This window comes from Brevundimonas vesicularis (assembly GCF_027105095.1).
Taxonomy (GTDB): domain Bacteria; phylum Pseudomonadota; class Alphaproteobacteria; order Caulobacterales; family Caulobacteraceae; genus Brevundimonas; species Brevundimonas vesicularis_E.
The window spans coordinates 523,315-539,857 of the sequence record NZ_CP114278.1 but is presented as its reverse complement, the minus strand read 5'-3'; the positions used below and the strand labels follow the sequence as shown (position 1 = coordinate 539,857).

Annotated in this window: 10 protein-coding genes; 5 read left to right on the top strand and 5 right to left on the bottom strand. The window is 57.7% G+C overall.

Annotated elements, in window-relative coordinates; translation table 11 throughout:
• Positions 1-4 precede the first annotated feature (4 nt).
• Together O2K97_RS02580 and O2K97_RS02575 are read right to left on the bottom strand one after the other, a co-directional pair.
• Entirely contained in the window at positions 5-646 is a 642-nt protein-coding gene (locus O2K97_RS02580) for an FkbM family methyltransferase (RefSeq protein ID WP_269220330.1), read from the bottom strand.
• 515 nt (positions 647-1,161) lie between these two features.
• Entirely contained in the window at positions 1,162-3,741 is a 2,580-nt protein-coding gene (locus O2K97_RS02575) for a glycosyltransferase family 4 protein (RefSeq protein ID WP_269220329.1), read from the bottom strand.
• Between the two features lie 107 nt (positions 3,742-3,848).
• Here O2K97_RS02575 and O2K97_RS02570 point away from each other — a divergent pair, with 107 nt between their 5' ends.
• Genes O2K97_RS02570 through O2K97_RS02555 form a run of 4 tightly spaced genes read left to right on the top strand, consistent with a single transcriptional unit; the run spans position 3,849 to position 11,632 of the window.
• Positions 3,849-6,887 carry a hypothetical protein gene (locus O2K97_RS02570; RefSeq protein ID WP_269220328.1) on the top strand — a complete coding sequence of 1,013 codons (3,039 nt, stop codon included), beginning with the start codon at positions 3,849-3,851 and terminating at the stop codon, positions 6,885-6,887.
• A complete protein-coding gene (locus O2K97_RS02565; protein ID WP_269220327.1) occupies positions 6,887-8,407 on the top strand; it encodes a hypothetical protein in 1,521 nt (506 codons plus the stop codon). Before O2K97_RS02570 ends, O2K97_RS02565 begins: the two co-directional genes overlap by 1 nt.
• A complete protein-coding gene (locus O2K97_RS02560) occupies positions 8,404-10,578 on the top strand; it encodes a hypothetical protein (RefSeq protein ID WP_269220326.1) in 2,175 nt (724 codons plus the stop codon). Before O2K97_RS02565 ends, O2K97_RS02560 begins: the two co-directional genes overlap by 4 nt.
• The gene (locus tag O2K97_RS02555; protein ID WP_269220325.1) at positions 10,565-11,632 is read left to right on the top strand and encodes an NAD-dependent epimerase/dehydratase family protein; all 1,068 of its coding nucleotides are present in this window, start codon (positions 10,565-10,567) and stop codon (positions 11,630-11,632) included. The genes O2K97_RS02560 and O2K97_RS02555 overlap by 14 nt, the downstream gene beginning before the upstream one ends.
• A 457-nt stretch (positions 11,633-12,089) precedes the next feature.
• Here the strand turns inward: O2K97_RS02555 and O2K97_RS02550 are convergent, their stop codons facing one another.
• The 3 genes from O2K97_RS02550 to O2K97_RS02540 form a co-directional block, all read right to left on the bottom strand.
• Positions 12,090-13,160, bottom strand: a complete 1,071-nt coding sequence (locus O2K97_RS02550) for a GSCFA domain-containing protein (protein WP_269220324.1) — start codon at positions 13,158-13,160, stop codon at positions 12,090-12,092.
• Positions 13,161-13,278: 118 nt separating this feature from the next.
• Positions 13,279-13,875 carry a hypothetical protein gene (locus O2K97_RS02545; RefSeq protein WP_269220323.1) on the bottom strand — a complete coding sequence of 199 codons (597 nt, stop codon included), beginning with the start codon at positions 13,873-13,875 and terminating at the stop codon, positions 13,279-13,281.
• A protein-coding gene (locus O2K97_RS02540; protein ID WP_269218895.1) for an IS3 family transposase occupies positions 13,872-15,061 on the bottom strand; the annotation gives its coding sequence in 2 pieces (ribosomal slippage) (positions 13,872-14,803 and positions 14,803-15,061; 1,191 coding nt in all). Before O2K97_RS02540 ends, O2K97_RS02545 begins: the two co-directional genes overlap by 4 nt.
• Positions 15,062-15,594: 533 nt before the next feature.
• Here O2K97_RS02540 and O2K97_RS02535 point away from each other — a divergent pair.
• Positions 15,595-16,323, top strand: coding sequence for a hypothetical protein (locus O2K97_RS02535; protein WP_269220322.1), 729 nt, complete (start codon positions 15,595-15,597; stop codon positions 16,321-16,323).
• The last annotated feature ends 220 nt before the right edge of the window (positions 16,324-16,543 follow it).

The window sequence follows — 16,543 nt, the reverse complement described above, 5'->3', positions numbered from 1 at the left end:
AGCTCTACTCAGGCATCATGACAAGGTCCCACCCTCTGGGGCAGGTGGCCACATGCTTGTACCCGATGCTCTCGAGATAGGTCTTCGCGGCATAAGGCTCTTCATCCGGCAGCCGGACATCATTTTGTTCGATCACGATAAGCGGCCGGAAAGCGGAAATTGTTTTCTGTCCACCAAGAAGTACCTTCTTCTCGAAACCTTCAACGTCGACCTTGATGTAGTCGACATCTTCCAGACCAAAGTCGTCGAGTCGAAACATCGGCACTTCCTTCATTTGTCCTTCAACGGTCTGGTGCGTCCCCCCAAACATTTCGATCGTTCCTTGAGCGTCACCCAGAGCGCAGTTGAAGTGTGTGGTATTTGATAGATCTACGTTCCAAGGAAATCTCGGATGAAGATTCGCATCGAATGCGAAAACATTGTCGAAATTTTTGCTCAAAAACCTTGTGTATTCACCCATACGGCAGCCCACATCCACAGCTGTGCGCGTTTTATTGATAAATGGCTTCGTGATATCGAAGGTGAGTTTGCAATGATGCGTAGGAGAGTTAGTGGGGCCGTCTGGAGTGAAAACATAGTTTTCCTCAAACCATTCGGCTCGATACGGATTATCCGAAAAAATCGATGGAGAAACGGGAAAGGTCATAAATCACCAATCTGGACATGCCGCCGAAGCTCATCGTCCTATCACTAAGAATTTTCAAATGTCGAGAGCACGACCCGCACTCGAGAGAGCCGCACTCCAAGTCGAGGCGGACAGACTCAATGCAGCGCCACTCAACCACAAAGCAAGAACCAAACGAACCGCCTTTTCAGTCACATAGGGAGGCAAGACGATCATACTATCATCGTCTCGCCCCAAAACCGCCAATGACTTTCCACGGACGGAACTCAGCGTGCGATTCAGGGCAACGAGGACACAGCCGTCGTAATGGTACGATCCGTCCTTAGTGGCGACCAAAATCTCTCTCAGCCTCAACATGTCGGGTGAAGCAGGATCTAGATTTTGACGACTCATCCCGGGGACAGGAAATTTACCGTAGGTGTAGGCCACCCCCTCGCCATTCACCCTCGATGCCGTTTCGGTCAATCGTCGAGCCATCGATTCATTATCGGCCGCGCAGGCCGACACGCCGATAAGCAGAAACTCGCCTTTCGCATTCAACGGTGAAGCTCCCTGGATTCGTTTTCAAGAAGCAGCCGCCACGCACGACCATCCCCGATCTCAGCTGCCGAGAACTGATTATAGGCCAAATGGGCCAACCAAGCGCTCCGATCCGGACGACGCGGCACCTCAATTCTCGAGAGATCGGTTTCTCCAACTGGCGCCGCAGCACTTGCCTCCGAAACGAAAACGGGCACGCCGGCTACGACAGCCTCCACGGCGACATTCGATGAATGAGTGACTATTGCCCAAGCGCGTTCGAAGGCATTATCAAGCGGCTCGACCGGTTGGCCGGCTACTGGTTTAGCCCGGACCTCGATCGGTCGGTCCGTGGCGTGCCGAATCTCTCTCATCGTCTGCTGAAGCCAATCAGCGCAGCCATGAGCATCGCAGAAGAACTGTGTAGGCGGGCACACAAGAATAGTATCTCCCCCGCTGCGCCATGATCTCGGTTGAACGCCAAGAGCTTCGAGACGGTCCGGCGGACATACTCGAACCGGTCCGGCATCATAAGAATCGCGCGAAATCCGGTAGTTCAGCCCGTGCCCACGCCCAAAATACGCATGGTCGATATAGTAGAAAGGCTTTCCATCCCGCCGAGCGCGCGCGATGACCTTGTCACTACCTCTTAGAACCCCCCAAACAACAGACACGCCAATGGCGTCATCGTCCGCTTGGTCTTCTGCGTGGGAAATTTGGGCGCCGATAGCGTTGGCGAACGCCTCGACAATGGGATTGCCCGCCCCTCCCCTGTTCAGATAGGCTCGCACCATATCGGGGGCTAGATTTCCGGCAACCCCTGAAAATAACATCGAACTTTCATCCCCCGCAGCCCAACGGAGGCGAGAGGGCGTATTTTTTACAAGATCCAACGGCGTAGGGAGTTCAAGAACGCGCCCTCGCCTCCCCCCGCTCCTACGCACGATTGTGCGCGGCCCAGCGGGACCATCAACAGCGATCCTAAGCCCCCCCCCGGCCTCCAACCGCAAGACGGGAGCTATTTCGCGCACAATTGGCCCTAACCTCGGTTTTGGATGAGCCGAACGAGCAGGAATTCTCAGCCGCGCGCAATCATGCTCCAAGAGATGATCACCCGCGTGCCAAGCCTCAACCAAGGCTAGGGCCTTGGACGCAGTTTCTGGCGACAGCTCCGCGCCAGACGCAATCACGGCCACAGGGCCATAGTCGACGACCTTGGCGATGCAAGCCTCCACGTCGGCGGCCGATACCTCGACAAGACCGTCCAGCGCTGAGAACCGCAAATCGCGTTCAAACAAACTCGCCGACTTTTGGTTGCCGGTCGCGACAAGCAGGTCCAGGTCCAAACCGACCTCAGCGAGTTGAGACAGGGCCGGCGTCCTGCCTATGTCTTGCAATGACGACGCTCCGGTCACGACCACGACCTGTTTCGCCCCTGTAGGCTCGACACGAGAAAGGGCGGCGGCCAAGCGCGCTTCCGAATTTCGCTCAATTTGGCTCAGCTTCGAAAACCGCCGCACCTTTTCTACATCGCCTTGGTCTGGCGCAGGAAACTCACGTGCGTTGGCCGGGCTCGCGTCCCGTCGAGACAGCTCAGCCCCCCCTGCAGCAGAGGCAGCCGCATCATGCTTTTCGCAAAGGGCGTGGATCGCAAGAGCGAACTCATCCCAGCTATAGGGAAGGACGGTGCGCCTGATATCGGCACGGTTCGAGAATGCGGCGTCGATCAACGGCGCAACGACATCGGCGCCTGCCCCCACGGGGAACAGATATCCGTTAACGCCGTGATCGATAAGATCAGGCGCGAAACCAGTTCGGCTGGCGACAGGAACAACGTTCTCCATCATGGCCTCGATCAGAGGGATCGGCCCCCCTTCCAGCATGGCCATGGAGAGGAAGACATCGAACTCGCGATAAAGGCTTGGATACTGCTCGTATGTAGCTTGAATATATGTGAAATTTTTCAGCGCCTTAAGCTCTGAAAATCGCGAATATTCCTCCCACTTCCGGCCGACAAGGGCGAAGTCGCGCTCCGGCATTCTCGAAACGACTTCAAGTAAGGCGTCTGGATTTTTCCGCTCGTAGAAGGACGCGGAAAGCCCGACGACATTCCCGCCCCTTCTCTCATGTCCCAAGAACAAATGCGGGTCAGCACCGCCGAGGATCACGACGGCCTTCTCAGGCCTCACCCCTCGCCCCAACCAAAGATCCCTATACTCACTGCAGGTAAACAGCACCTTGTGGGCTTTATTAAACCCAACCACTTGCTCATCAATACTGTACGGAATATCCCGCGGATGCGTGTACCATACAAGGACATTTCCATCCGAAATATGAGGATGCTTCTTTATTGCATCCAAATAGTTCCAGTAATGAGAAAAGAAATAATTCCTCGCCTCAGGTATAGAACTTAACCCATAGAAAACTTCCCAAGCCCCCTCTTGTCGACCGCCGATCTCTCGACATATCGCATCCAGTATCCAACCTTTTGAATCCCGAGGCGTAATGAAGGTCCATTCGCCCGGGCCGTGGAAGGCCTTACGTTCTGGATAGATCGGCAGAGGCAGGGGGGCGGCAAAGGATCCGGAAGCAGGCAAAGGTCGTCTCAGGTTGCTGCAGGGCGACCTGCAGGGTTTACACACTTAAGCCATTCTTTAGTAGTGCCTCCAGCACCACCACACGCTGAAAGACGTAGACGAAATTCATGGGCAACGACAAGAAATTGGGCTCGTCCAGCGAAATCACCGAACGTGAAGTCTCGAGCATTTTGGACCTGCAGCACCAACTGGCCGACCGGATCGCCCGTGCGGATCGCCTCAGCGAAGATGTAGCGGAACTGCGCGTTACCCTGGCGTCCGAACGCGCCGCCTTGTCTTATGCGCGGGAACAGGCGACCCGGGGCGACGAACGCCTGCGCGCTGTAAACGAAGAAGTGGAGACCCGCCGGAAGGAGGCGCTCAATTTCGGGCGGGAACTGACCTCGCTGGCCGCGAAGCTGAGTACGGCTGAAAACCAACTGAGGATCGAAAAGGCGTCCGCGCGGACGACGGATCAGTCAATCGCAGTCGGCGACGCTCCACGGCCCCCCTCCACCGCGCAGCGCCCTCTCGCCAAGTCAGCATCCAAACCCGCCGCATCAAGGCGGTCGATCAAGAGACGCCTCAAGGCCTGGGCCAACCGACTGCTCAAGCGCCATGCGGAAAAACCTCAATCCCCCCCGAAGAACGAACGCGAAGCCATGGCCATGATACTGGCCAGCGGCCTCTTCGATGCGGAGTGGTACCTCGCCAAATATCGCGATGTCCGCGAGGCCAAGGCCGCGCCGCTCGAGCATTTCCTTCACCACGGCGGCAGCGAGGGGCGATCGCCGGGCCCCGACTTCGATACTCGCTGGTATGTGAGCCAGGACGCAGGGATATCGAAGTCAGGCCTCAATCCCCTGATTCATTTCGTCACGCAGGGGCGCGCGAAAGGTCACAAGCCCGCTCCCCCTGCCAACGCCATGCTCGTTGAACGTCGCAAGGACGTGATGGAGTTGCTGTCCACGCCCCTGTTCGATTCCGCCTGGTATCGAGCACAGGTTCCAGGCCTACCCAAGGGCAATCACAACGTCGCCGCCCACTATCTCGATCACGGCTGGAAACAGGGAAAAAACCCCGGCCCTCAATTCGATGCCGCTGCCTACCTTGCGCAGAACCCCGATGTTGCGGAAGCTCAGGCCAATCCGCTCCTGCACTTTATTAGACACGGCCAAAACGAAGGCAGGAAGATAACGCCGGCCAGTGGATCGAATTCGCGAAGACATACGCCGCCTTCCGCTCGCCAGGATCAAACGCCGGCCAAAGCCATCACCTCCCGTTCCCCTACGGCTCAACCGTGGCCGTGGCGCAAAATTGCTGAGTTTGCGACTGATAATTTGCGAACGCTAGGCGGCGTCGCCATCGGCTTTCTTCCGACTACCTCAGACTTAGAGCAGCAGTCCGAAGACTTGTTACGGACGTTTGAATATTTAAGCCGAGGCCGGCGACCGCAAATACATCAAAAGGCGACACTATCCCTCCAGTCTTCTCACCCGATCTCGGACGCGTGGTTCGTCACTCGCTTTGATCTTCGGCTAAGATTGACGTCAACCTCTCCCTCAAATGTCGCTCTCCGCGCCTTCCAATGGGACATGACCGTTGGCGAACTCCGCCTGCTTTCCGAGCAATCGGTAGCCATCGATATCCTCGGGATCGCCGACGTCCGTCTTGCGAACCCCTATAGTCCGCTCTTGATCATACTGGATGACGGCGACGGAGCCTGGATCGACGCACAAGTCATCGCCTATCCGTCACTGGCCAGAAATGGGGATCACCACGCCGAGCTTGCCTCCGTCACAGAGACGCTCAGCGGGTTGAACCAGAGCTTGGCCGATCGTCAGTTGGCGAAAGTTCATCCCACGACCATGATCTCAACCATCAAGATCGACACCGCATACGCCTTGGGCGGCGAGCGTGTCCTGACGCAGGCCTTTTCGGACTGGGCCCGAGGCGTGCTGGGCATCGAGCTGACGACCACTGACAACGGTAAAATCAGCCTACCTTCCCAACCCGCAACGCCGACTCCTCGACCGAAGGGGCGCACATTGGAAATTGGCCACGACCAATTACCGACTATCGGCGCACTGATTTCGACGCCAGCCGATCATGGGGCGTTTTTGATCGCAGATGTGATACGCGGCAAGCCGCGCTGGATGATAGATCCGGGGGATATCGAAGTTCCTGCTGAGGCGCAGCCGATACACGGCCCCTCCTCCCTGGCGCGCCTGTCACCTATCGACCCCGAGACGGACCTTGTTTCGCCCCCTCATTCGGGCGCACTGACGATTCGCTTCATGGAGAACGAAACGGCCGAGGACGCCACCTTGCTGTTCCCGATCTCGCCCGACGCGCCGGGCGCCCTGTTCTCGGACACATCTCCACTGCCTCACATCGTCACCGCGATCCTGGTGGTGGAGACGGACACGGACATGGAAAGCCTGCGACTTACGATGGAAGCCCTTCGGGCTCAGCAAGAGGTTGAAGTCAGCGTCATCATAGCGGCGCCCTCGATCGACAGCGTGCCGGAGCCGCTTCAGGCGATCTTCCCAGACCTTTTGGTGATCGAGGCCGGCAGAACCGTCGCGCACAGCATCAACATGGCCGCCGAGAAAGTTCAGACGCCGCTGTTCCTCACACTTGAGATCGGCATGATGCTGCACGATGTCCGCACCTTAGCGGGGCTGGCCTCTCTCGTAACGCTCGACAACATCGCGACAGCCTCCTGCGCCATCGTGCAAGCCTCCATCGGCCGCGGCGACAGAATGCTCCGTTTCTTCAGCGCGGGCGTATTTCCGATGCAGATGAGCTTTTCAGGAACGCCGACCCTGACCTTCTGCGAGCCGCTTGCCGCGTCGGCCCTTCCCCTCTCGACCTTCTCCGTGGCCGCCAACCGTCGACGCCTCACCGCTTACAAGAAATCCTCATGGGACGCGGCCGGCGGGTTCCCGGTCCACAGATCGAAACCTGGCGATGAAGATATCGCCTTTGGCCTTCAAGCGATCATGAATGGCGAACTCAATGTTTGCACGACCGCCATCACTGCTTTGGCGCCTGAACAGAAGACGTTCAACCAGTCGATCGACCCGATTTACAGCGATACTCGCCCCGCAACAGAATGGGTGCGCCTGCTCTCGGGCCTATCGGTGTTGAAGAGTCTGTCCTGATGAAGATTTGCGTCCTCACCCCATCAGTAAAATATAGATCAAGCGCAGGATCTCGGATACGTTATCTTCGCATTGAAAAAATGCTGCAGGCCCTAGGCCACTCCCTGACGCTACTCCCAATAGAAGAGTTCAAATCGAAGCATACTGGAGAGTTCGACACATTCATCCTAAGCAAATGTTATGATACGCGAGGATTATCCACCGCAAAGATCATACATTCTGCCGGAAAAATCGTCGGAACTGACCTTTTCGACGATAATTTTTCTCAAATACTGGATAGTCGCCTACTCCAACAACGCAGTTGGATGAGTGCAATAAACGCCTCAGTCGATTTTGCCCTTTGCTCTACCCCCACAATGGCGGGGGTTGCCGCCCATTTCTGGCCTGGCAAGCCCAGTCATGTGATGAATGACCCCTTCATCATCACAGAGATGAACGACCTGGCAGCCAAGCTTGGGCGCAAATTCCAGCATGCCGCTGAGTCAAAGCACCTTCGCGTTGCATGGTTTGGTCAGGGAGACAATCCACGCTTTCCTGTTGGCTTGCGCGACCTTGATGCGTTTGGGGAAGCCATCGGCCAACTCGCCGGCACCCATGTCGTCGATGTCACCGTATTGACGAACCGCCGCAGCCTGACCGCTGCCGGCTTCGAGAGAATTAACTCTCTTCCCGCCACCGTTTCGGTCCAAGAGTGGAGCGAAGCAAAAGAACACCAACTTCTTGACGGGGCTTTGATCGCCTTCATCCCCGTCAATGCACAGCCTTTCAGTATCGCAAAATCCATGAACCGGGCCCTGACGGCGCTCACCGCCGGGGCCCAGATTCTGTCGACGGGCTACCCTCTTTACGAAGCTCTTAACGACTTCATCTACGAAAGTTCGAAAGCACTTGTGAGCGACCTTGGCAGAGGCGAGTTGCGCATGAGGCCGCAGGTCATTCCGGAGCTTGCGAAACGCATGACGCAACTCGGCAACCCGGCCATCGAGGCCGCACAGCTCGCCACCTTCCTGTCATCCCTGCTGGCGCTCAAGCCGACACTTTCCGACACCTCCGCCCCCTTGTCACCGCTCGGCGTATTACATGGCATCAGCAGCCCCAACGATTGCCATCGATCGATACAAAAGCTTGGGCATTTCTCAATCGCCGGACCATTCAGTCGACCTGGACCTCGTTACGACCTGTGGATCGAGGGAGAGCAGGGACTTTCAGCGATCAATTTCTCTGAGCGGCTTCTCCCTCATCTGAAAGACGAATTTCGCGCCTTTCTTACGTTTCACACGCTTGAAAGGCGTGACGAAATCATATGCCGCATTCCTTTGTCCGCTTTGGCCAGCGAAACAGAGATCGATCTGTTGAGGCCCCACCCTCTCGAGAGGATCACGTCTGCACTGCCGGGCTACAAGGCCGTCATGGCTAAAATGACGGAGATTTGTAAGCGCTTGGCGCCCTCCATCGACGTTATGGTATCCGAAGGCGACGCCGCATTCACAGCACTTCTTTGGCAGGAGAAGGCTCAATGAAACGCCGCCTCGTTTTCCTGATCAACCTTCTGCAGGACGTGAACATCCTACGGCCCCTTGCGCTGATGGCAGCGGCTGAGCGCGACGATGAGATCCTGTTCCTTGTTTCCGAGAAGTTCGGCGGTCGCGACCGCTCCGGGCTCTGGCAGAAGGAACTGGTGACGCTGCGCCAGGAGACGCACGGCAGCGTGAAACTCTATGCAACGCCGTTTGATGCCGTGATCCCGCTCTATGGCGGAGAGGGTCTCATAATTGCGGCGAGCGAATCGAACCTTTCAGCGCATTCGGAAACGCATGACGTCATGCGTGCGGCTCCTTCGACCTATGTCTGCATAACACTCCAGCATGGCTATGAGTGCGTAGGGTTCCTTCAGAACCGCGACCACAATGCCGCTCATGGTCAAGGCGTGCGCTTTGCCGCAGATATCGTGGCCGGATGGACGCCGCTCGATAAGCAGCACTCCATGGCCGCAAGCCAGAGGCCGAAGTATTATCAAAGCGGGCCCACCGCCTTTCTCCCCTCGCGAGATGTCCGCACCCCCGTCATGGCGGAAGGTCTGATTTGCGAGAACCTTCATTCAGTTCGCTTCAACTCGTCCGGCAAGTCGCGCGACTCCTTCATGGAAATGTTCGTGGGGTTCGTCAGCGCGCTTAACGCCGCTGGAAAGACCATTGCCCTGCGCCCCCACCCCGGCGGCAAGCGTGGTTTTTCCCTGGGGGCAACCGGTCTGGATTTCCAGATTGCGGATCAGCCCATCTATCGGCTGGATCTGTCTTCTTTCCTCTATGGAATATCGCCGCCTTCATCCGTTCTGATCGACATGATCGCCGCAGGCATTCCTGTCGCGGTATGGCGAGATCCGGACGGGATAATGGACGTGGACGCCTACCGCGGCCTGCCTGCGGTCAGCCTCCCAGGCGACGTCCTCGAGTTCCGCCAGAAAGCTTTGCATGAACGAAGCGCTCTGCTGAAACGCCAAGAGGCGTTTCTTCGCGAAATCGATCTGCCCTGCGAGAGCGAAGACGTAGCGCGACGCTTCCGCGCCTTGCTCAATATCGGCGTTTCACCAGTCGTACCGACAACGAGGCAGAACATTCTGGTCGTGGCGGATCCTGTCTCCGCGACCCAGGTCATAAGCTTCGAGCGCCCAGTCTCTCTATCCGACGATCACCACCTGACCATGGTAAGCGACTCGGCCGATTGGGCGGACGGGCATGCAGTCGATGCCTTGCTGGAACGGTCCAATGCATCATGGATGGTGCTCTCCCGTTATACGGGCGACAATGGAACCTCCTTGATCGCCGGCGCGCGGCGAAAGGGCATTCCTGTCATTTTCCACATTGATGATGACCTGCTGAACGTACCCCATACCTTGGGGCCGGCCAAATACGCACGCTACAACGCACCGGAACGCCTATCCGCACTGAGGTTCGCGATGGAAGCGTCAGATTTAATTTATGCCTCAACGCCCGAACTCAAGCGAGTGCTTGGGGAGCACGGAATAAGCACCCCCATCGTTGCAGGCGACATCTACTGCGCTTCGCCAGGCCTCATTGATCGCCCTCGCCCGAACATCCCCCAAGTGATTGGCTACATGGGAACCGGCGGACACAGCGCCGACCTGGACATGGTGCTGCCGGTGATTTACGATCTGATGGGCGAGTTCCCTGACCTGAGATTTGAAACTTTTGGCAGCATTCGCCCGCCAAAGGGTCTGGAAGTTTTTGGGCCTCGCGTCCGCCACCATGAAGGTGTTGGCGATTACACTGGATTTCTCGAGAAGCTGGCGTCTCTGGGCTGGACCGTTGGCTTGGCGCCCCTTCAAGATTCCAGCTTCAACCGGTGCAAAGCGGACACCAAATGGGTCGAGTATGCATCGGCCGGCATAGCCACCGTGGCCTCCGATCTTCCTGTCTATGCGTCTGCATGCGCTGGCGGCGCCGGATTGTTGGCGTCACGGAAGGAGGAGTGGGCTTCTTCAATCCGCTCACTCATCACGGATCATGATCTCCACACTTCCACGCTCCGGAAAGCCGAAACTCGGCTTGCTGACCGCTACACATCACACCGGCTGATGGCCCAAGTAAAATCGGTTCTCAAGCAGGCAGAATCGCTCCGCACGAAACAGCGCGACGAGGATCGCGAAAGGACTTTTGTTGAACCTCTCTGATCTCAGAATATTCGTGACCGGCGGAGCCGGCTTCATCGGATCTCGTCTTTGCAAGCGTTTGACGCAGGCCGGCGCCTCGGTAACGGCGTTCGACAACCTCCACCCTCAGGTACACGGCGAAAATCCTGCGCCCTTTACGGCGTGCGACCTCGTGGTCGGCGACGTTTGTGATCGCGCGGCGCTTGATGATGCGCTTCAAGCATCTCGCCCGGACATCGTGATCCATCTGGCGGCCGAAACAGGCACCGGCCAGTCCGCAGACGAACCGGCGCGTTATTGCAACGTCAACGTCATGGGCACGACCTATCTGCTCGAGAGCCTCAAACGACTTCCTGCACCTCCGCGTCGGATCGTCTTAGCCGCGACCCGCGCTGCTTACGGTGAAGGAGCCTATCAGAACAAGAAGGGCGAGCTTGTCGTCCCCCAACCGCGTGATTCCGCAGCAATGGCGGGAGGAGAGTTTGACCTCTTCGACGAATTGGGCGACCGGCTTACACCCATCCCCACTCCGGAAGACTGCCCCCTTCGCCCCGGCTCGGTGTATGGCTCGAGTAAATTGATGCAGGAATATCTGCTGCAACAAACACCGGCGCCTTGGGAAACCGTGCGTCTGCGATTGCAGAACGTGTACGGGCCAGGCCAGTCGCTTCGAAATCCTTACACCGGCGTCCTCTCCATCTTCTGCCAGCAGGTCCTGGAAGGCAGAACGCTGCGCATATTCGAAGATGGAGAAATCTATCGCGACTTCGTTTTTGTCGACGATGTCGTCGAGGCCTTCGTCTTGGGATGTGTCAGCGCGGAGGCGGCGAACCGGGTTTTCAATATCGGCTCCGGCGAGCGCATCTCGATCCGGTTTGCCGCCGAAAGCATTCTCGAGGCGCTTGGGAACACCACGTCTCCGGAGATCACCGGCGAATTTCGTGCAGGCGATATTCGCCATGCAATCGCGGACATCTCCGCCGCCAAGGCAAACCTCGGCTGGTCTCCCCAGACGGATTTCGCCAAAGGCGCGAGCCTCCTCGCTCAATGGGCCAAGGCGGAGCACGATAGTTAGAATTCTCAGCAGTTAACGACGTGGCCTGCGAAGCGTCGCTCGGATTCAGACAGCGCTCAGGATCAGCGAGCGGCAGGTCTGTTCCATCCTGACGGCAGACCGCAAAGTGGTGCGACACCCTCGGACATGGCCTCACGCGAACCCCTGTGGGAACCGGTGGCCAGGCGACGGGGGTTCGGTGATCGCGGCTTGTTCGCGCTGCTCAAAAGCGGGAGGCAGGGCGTCGATCAAGAACCGCGTCCACACCCCGTTCAGAGGAGAACATGACCATGCACCGTCGCCCGTCGCCCGTCGCCCGTCGCCGCAGCGGGTTGGCGGCATGGACGGGCGACCACAACCACACCCGACCACAGTCCTAGATCGACCCCTTCCCATGCAGCTTATACCGCGAGCCTGAACACGCCGAGAAGTAAAGCTCATGTCTCTGCTGGATAACAGCTCAGATCCTGAACCCGGGTCAGGCGTCCAGCTTTTCCTCGTCACACAACGCCTCGGCAATCTTACTGGAGAGTTCAACAAAATCCCCCGGCAGAGCAACCTTGTCTTTTTGCGAAGGCCTAGCAGTTTCCGTTGCAGTTGCATGACTCAGGAAGATTCTCATGACATGTGAGACGCCTTCTTCCGTTACATTGCGCAAATCATGAGCGTAGTAGGCCCCGCGAGACGCCATGCCGGTGATGATCTCGAATGAGGGGAAATAGTGCACATGGCGGTGTTGTTTGGCCAGCATCTCCGCCACAACGCGTAAAACCGACTTGGAGTAGGTGGTCGCTGAAAGTACGTGCTGGTCCGGCTCAGCTGTCGCAGCCAGTGGGACTGGAGAGACGGTAAGGATCACTTCTGCGGCGGGATTGAGCAGGCGTAGGTGATCGAGGAATGCGTTCATATCACCTAGAACTTCATTAACGTCATAATTCTTGAAGGCGTATAGATCGGGATTGAACACGCCGCCCTCGACGCCTGGCGCGATGGGATAGGCTGCGCCATCTGCCTTTGATACCCAACCTTCAGTCAAGCCAAGGGTGAAGACGAAAACATCCAGATTCTCGAACATCTCACGCACAATGCGCAGGTGCTGGTCACGATCGGCCAGCATTTCGACTTTCGAGATGTAGCCGCCAGGCTGAGTTGACGGCCTGAACGGGTCGATGAAGGAGCCATCGTTGGCGGTCCATACGTCATCGCTCGGCGTGAACGATCCAGTTGACCTCTGAATCAACTGAAGGAGTTGACGGGCGGTATAAATGTTACCGTATCGGGCCGAGAACAGGCCGTAATTTTGACTGGATGCCACATCCGCAGGAATAATCGGATGAGCCTTCTCGGCTACATAGTAGGAAAATCCGCTAGCCTTTAGGTGCCGCGCGATGTGTTGAGCAAAACAACTCCCTGCGGTGGCGACCTTGGTTTCGGGCATGATTATAAGATCGAAGCGCCCGACAGGATCGATATCGCCAGGCGCGACCGATCCGACGGATCGTTTCCAAAAGGCCTTGTCTGGGAGGTTTTTATATGGATGCACACTCATGCTTGCACGCTTCTAGGCAGCACCCTATCGAGCAGGTCGAGAACCATATCCCCGTATTCCTTGTTCGCGTGGGTGGCGTCCTTGCCGTAAAATTCTGGGGCGAGAAAGCCAACTGAGGTTAGAGCTTCAGATGGGGGGCGATCACCTCAACCTTGAGCGGGGTGAACATCTCGCGCATCAAACGCACTTGAACAGCCCAAAGCTTCAGGCGAACGATAGCAGGCGTCACCCCAGCCTCTTCAATGCCGTTAGCCCGAAAAAGACTTTCAGATCGAGTCCTGACAAACTCGTCATCTTCTTTCGGAGGGGGCGGAGCAAGCGCGAAGACGCGACCTGCTCCGGCCTTACGGTACCTCTTTAAGAGGTCAATATCACGCACCCCCATTAGGCGCCGAAAAGTCGCTTCGACGGCACGCACGGGAACAACTGCGGCGTCAGGCAATAGGCTTTTCGTTGGGATATCTGGGTCGTAGAAATCGAAGGGCACCGGGTGCTGTATCATCCCGAATGCGTTGAACTGATTACCCCCCAAAGTTGAGACTAGAACGCCATTTTTGCCTGCGTCTGCAAACATCGCTACGCCATCATCGTGCAGGATGCCCTCAATTAGGGTTTCACCCTTGGACGTTTGATACCGGCTGACGAATACGTGGCGGCCGGCGATCAGGCCGCCTCGGGTCTTGAATGCTCGAGTGACGTGACCCCCGTTTCTCATCCAGCCATAACGAGAGTCCTTTGCTGATCTGAACTGGGGTTGGTGGGGTTGGCAAGAGGCCGGTCAGCGCAGCCTTCAACCAGCGCAGCGGACCGGCCGATCTGTCCGTTGAGCGCATCTGCGTAAGCCTGCGGCGTCAGCCATCCCAGCTTCGAGTGCGGCCGGGTTTCGTTGTAGTCGCGCCGCCAGGTTTCGAGCACGGCACGGGCGTGCGGCAGGGACCGGAACAGCGTCTCGTTCAGCAGTTCGTCGCGCAGGCGGCCATTGAAGCTCTCGTTGAAGCCGTTCTGCTGGGGCTTGCCCGGCGCGATGTAATGCCAGCCCACGCCGGTGCCGTCGGCCCAGGCCAGGATGGCGTTGGACGTATATTCCGTGCCGTTGTCGCTGATGATCGTCTCGGGGCGCCCGCGTCGCAGGATGATGGCGTCCAGTTCGCGCGCCACCCGCCGGCCCGACAGCGAGGTGTCGGCGACGAGTCCGAGGCACTCACGTGTGCAGTTGTCGATCACCGTCAGGATGCGGAAGCGCCGCCCGTCGGTCATCTGATCGGACACGAAGTCCAGCGACCAGCGCTGGTTCGCGACCAGAGGAATCTCCAGCGGCCGCCTTGTGCCCATCGCGCGTTTGCGCCCGCCGCGCCGACGCACCGTCAGCTTTTCCTCGCGGTAGATCCGCTGGACCCGCTTCTTGTTGACCGCATGGCCCTCGCGCCGGAGCATCACGTGCAGACGACGATAGCCGAACCGCCGACGCTCCTGGGCCAGGGCCTTCAGCCGATCGCGCAGGGTGCCATCGTCCGGTCGTGTCGCCTGATAGCGCACGCTCGTCCGATCAATGCCCAGCACCCGGCAGGCCCGCCGTTCGCTCATCTCGTAGGCCGACTGCAGGTGCGCCGCCGCCTCTCGATGCGCAGCGGGCGTCACCACTTTTTTCCCAGCAGATCCTTCAGCGCGACGTTGTCCAGCATCGAGTCCGCCAGCATCCGTTTCAGCTTGGCGTTCTCGTCTTCCAGCGCTTTCAGACGACGGGCCTCCGACACGTCCATGCCGCCATACTTGGCCTTCCACTTGTAGAAGGTCGGCGAGCTCAGCCCGTGCTTCCTGCACAGGTCCGCCACCGGGACACCGGCCTCCTGCTCGCGCAAGATTCCGATGATCTGCTCTTCCGTGAACCGTGATCGCTTCATTCTGTCCGTCCTTTCGAGGGGCGGACTCTAGCTATTCCTGGAGGAGTTTCAGGGGGTCACGTCACGAGCTATGGCAGTGGTGTGGCTGTCACCTAAAATTAAAAGATCGCAACTGTCGGTCATTGATCGGCTCTAGCGGTCGATTCTTTCGACCTCAACTTTCCTCTTAATGCGAAAATCATGCAAAAACCGCACTCGATTTTGCCATGGCCGCGATGCCGAGCCAAAAGGACATTCACCCATCGTTTCTGGAAATCAACGATACGCTTTCCTGTGCCTAGACAGACTAGAGAGCACCGCTGACGGCATAACCGCGAGACAACCAGCGACTCGCCTTTACCTAGTGTGATAATTTTAGAGGCTGCAAACGCCTCCCCAAAACCCCTAGAAGCTTATCATTGTTGGAACCTCCAACATCCTCATCGATCAAGTGCCGCAAAATCGGCACATCACCCGCGGCGCCGGTGAATATCAGGCTCGACCATCATGCCCATGGCCTATAGTTTGGGCAGAAGGTAACCAGGAGCCTGCTGATGTTCGACGCCGTTCGTCCCCTCAAGATTTTTGTCGGCTACGATTCGCGCGAAGATATCGCTTGGCAGGTGTGCCGCCACTCCCTTCTACGGCACGCCAAACGTCCTATTGAGGTGACCCCCTTACGGCAGCCGACGCTGCGCGAAGTCGGCCTGTACAATCGCGCTCCGGACGCGACGGCCTCGACCGAATTTTCTTTGACCCGATTTCTGACGCCTTACCTCGCCGCCTACGACCAATGGTCTGTTTTCGTCGATTGCGACTTCCTGTTCACTCAGGACATCAACGATCTGATCGATCAACTGGACAACGAGAAGGCCCTGTACGTGGTCCAGCACACCTACGAACCGAGCCACCAGATAAAAATGGACGGCAAGGCTCAAACCGTCTATCCGCGCAAGAATTGGTCGTCATTCATGGCGTTTAATGGTCGCCACAAAAGTGTGCGTGACCTTCGGCCAGACACGGTCAACGACGCCGCGCCCGCTTTTCTCCATCGGTTTGAATGGATCTCGAACGATCGGGACATCGGCGGATTGGATTTAGAATGGAACTTCCTAGTCGGCGAATACGAGCCCCTCTCCAAAACGCCCGCCGCCATACACTACACAAACGGTGGTCCTTGGTTTGAACAGTGGCAAGGCGTTGATTACGGGGATCTGTGGGAGGCGGAACGCGACCTTTATCTCGCCGCCGAACAGGCCCCACAGGTCAACCACGGATCCTAGATCCATTCCAATTTCGGACGGCCAGCGTCTTCGACTCCAGCCCAGCCTTCTCGAACAGATTCGTCTCGCCACAAGCTGCGAAAGTCATGATCACTCGTCGCATTTTTTCTAACCGTACGCGACGCCGTCAGCATGGCGATTTTTAGCCGGACGGCGCTCTTTTCGGTGGCGGTGTAGGCGGAGCTTAAGCCGCGGGCGCTACAGCGGTTGCGACAGCAGG

Excerpts from the sequence above, each read along its gene's own strand:
- O2K97_RS02580 (WP_269220330.1), bottom strand. The coding sequence starts at position 646 with ATGACCTTTCCCGTTTCTCCATCGATTTTTTCGGATAATCCGTATCGA.
- O2K97_RS02570 (WP_269220328.1), top strand. The coding sequence starts at position 3,849 with ATGGGCAACGACAAGAAATTGGGCTCGTCCAGCGAAATCACCGAACGT.
- O2K97_RS02565 (WP_269220327.1), top strand. The coding sequence starts at position 6,887 with ATGAAGATTTGCGTCCTCACCCCATCAGTAAAATATAGATCAAGCGCA.
- O2K97_RS02560 (WP_269220326.1), top strand. The coding sequence starts at position 8,404 with ATGAAACGCCGCCTCGTTTTCCTGATCAACCTTCTGCAGGACGTGAAC.
- O2K97_RS02550 (WP_269220324.1), bottom strand. The coding sequence starts at position 13,160 with ATGAGTGTGCATCCATATAAAAACCTCCCAGACAAGGCCTTTTGGAAA.
- O2K97_RS02545 (WP_269220323.1), bottom strand. The coding sequence starts at position 13,875 with ATGAGAAACGGGGGTCACGTCACTCGAGCATTCAAGACCCGAGGCGGC.
- O2K97_RS02535 (WP_269220322.1), top strand. The coding sequence starts at position 15,595 with ATGTTCGACGCCGTTCGTCCCCTCAAGATTTTTGTCGGCTACGATTCG.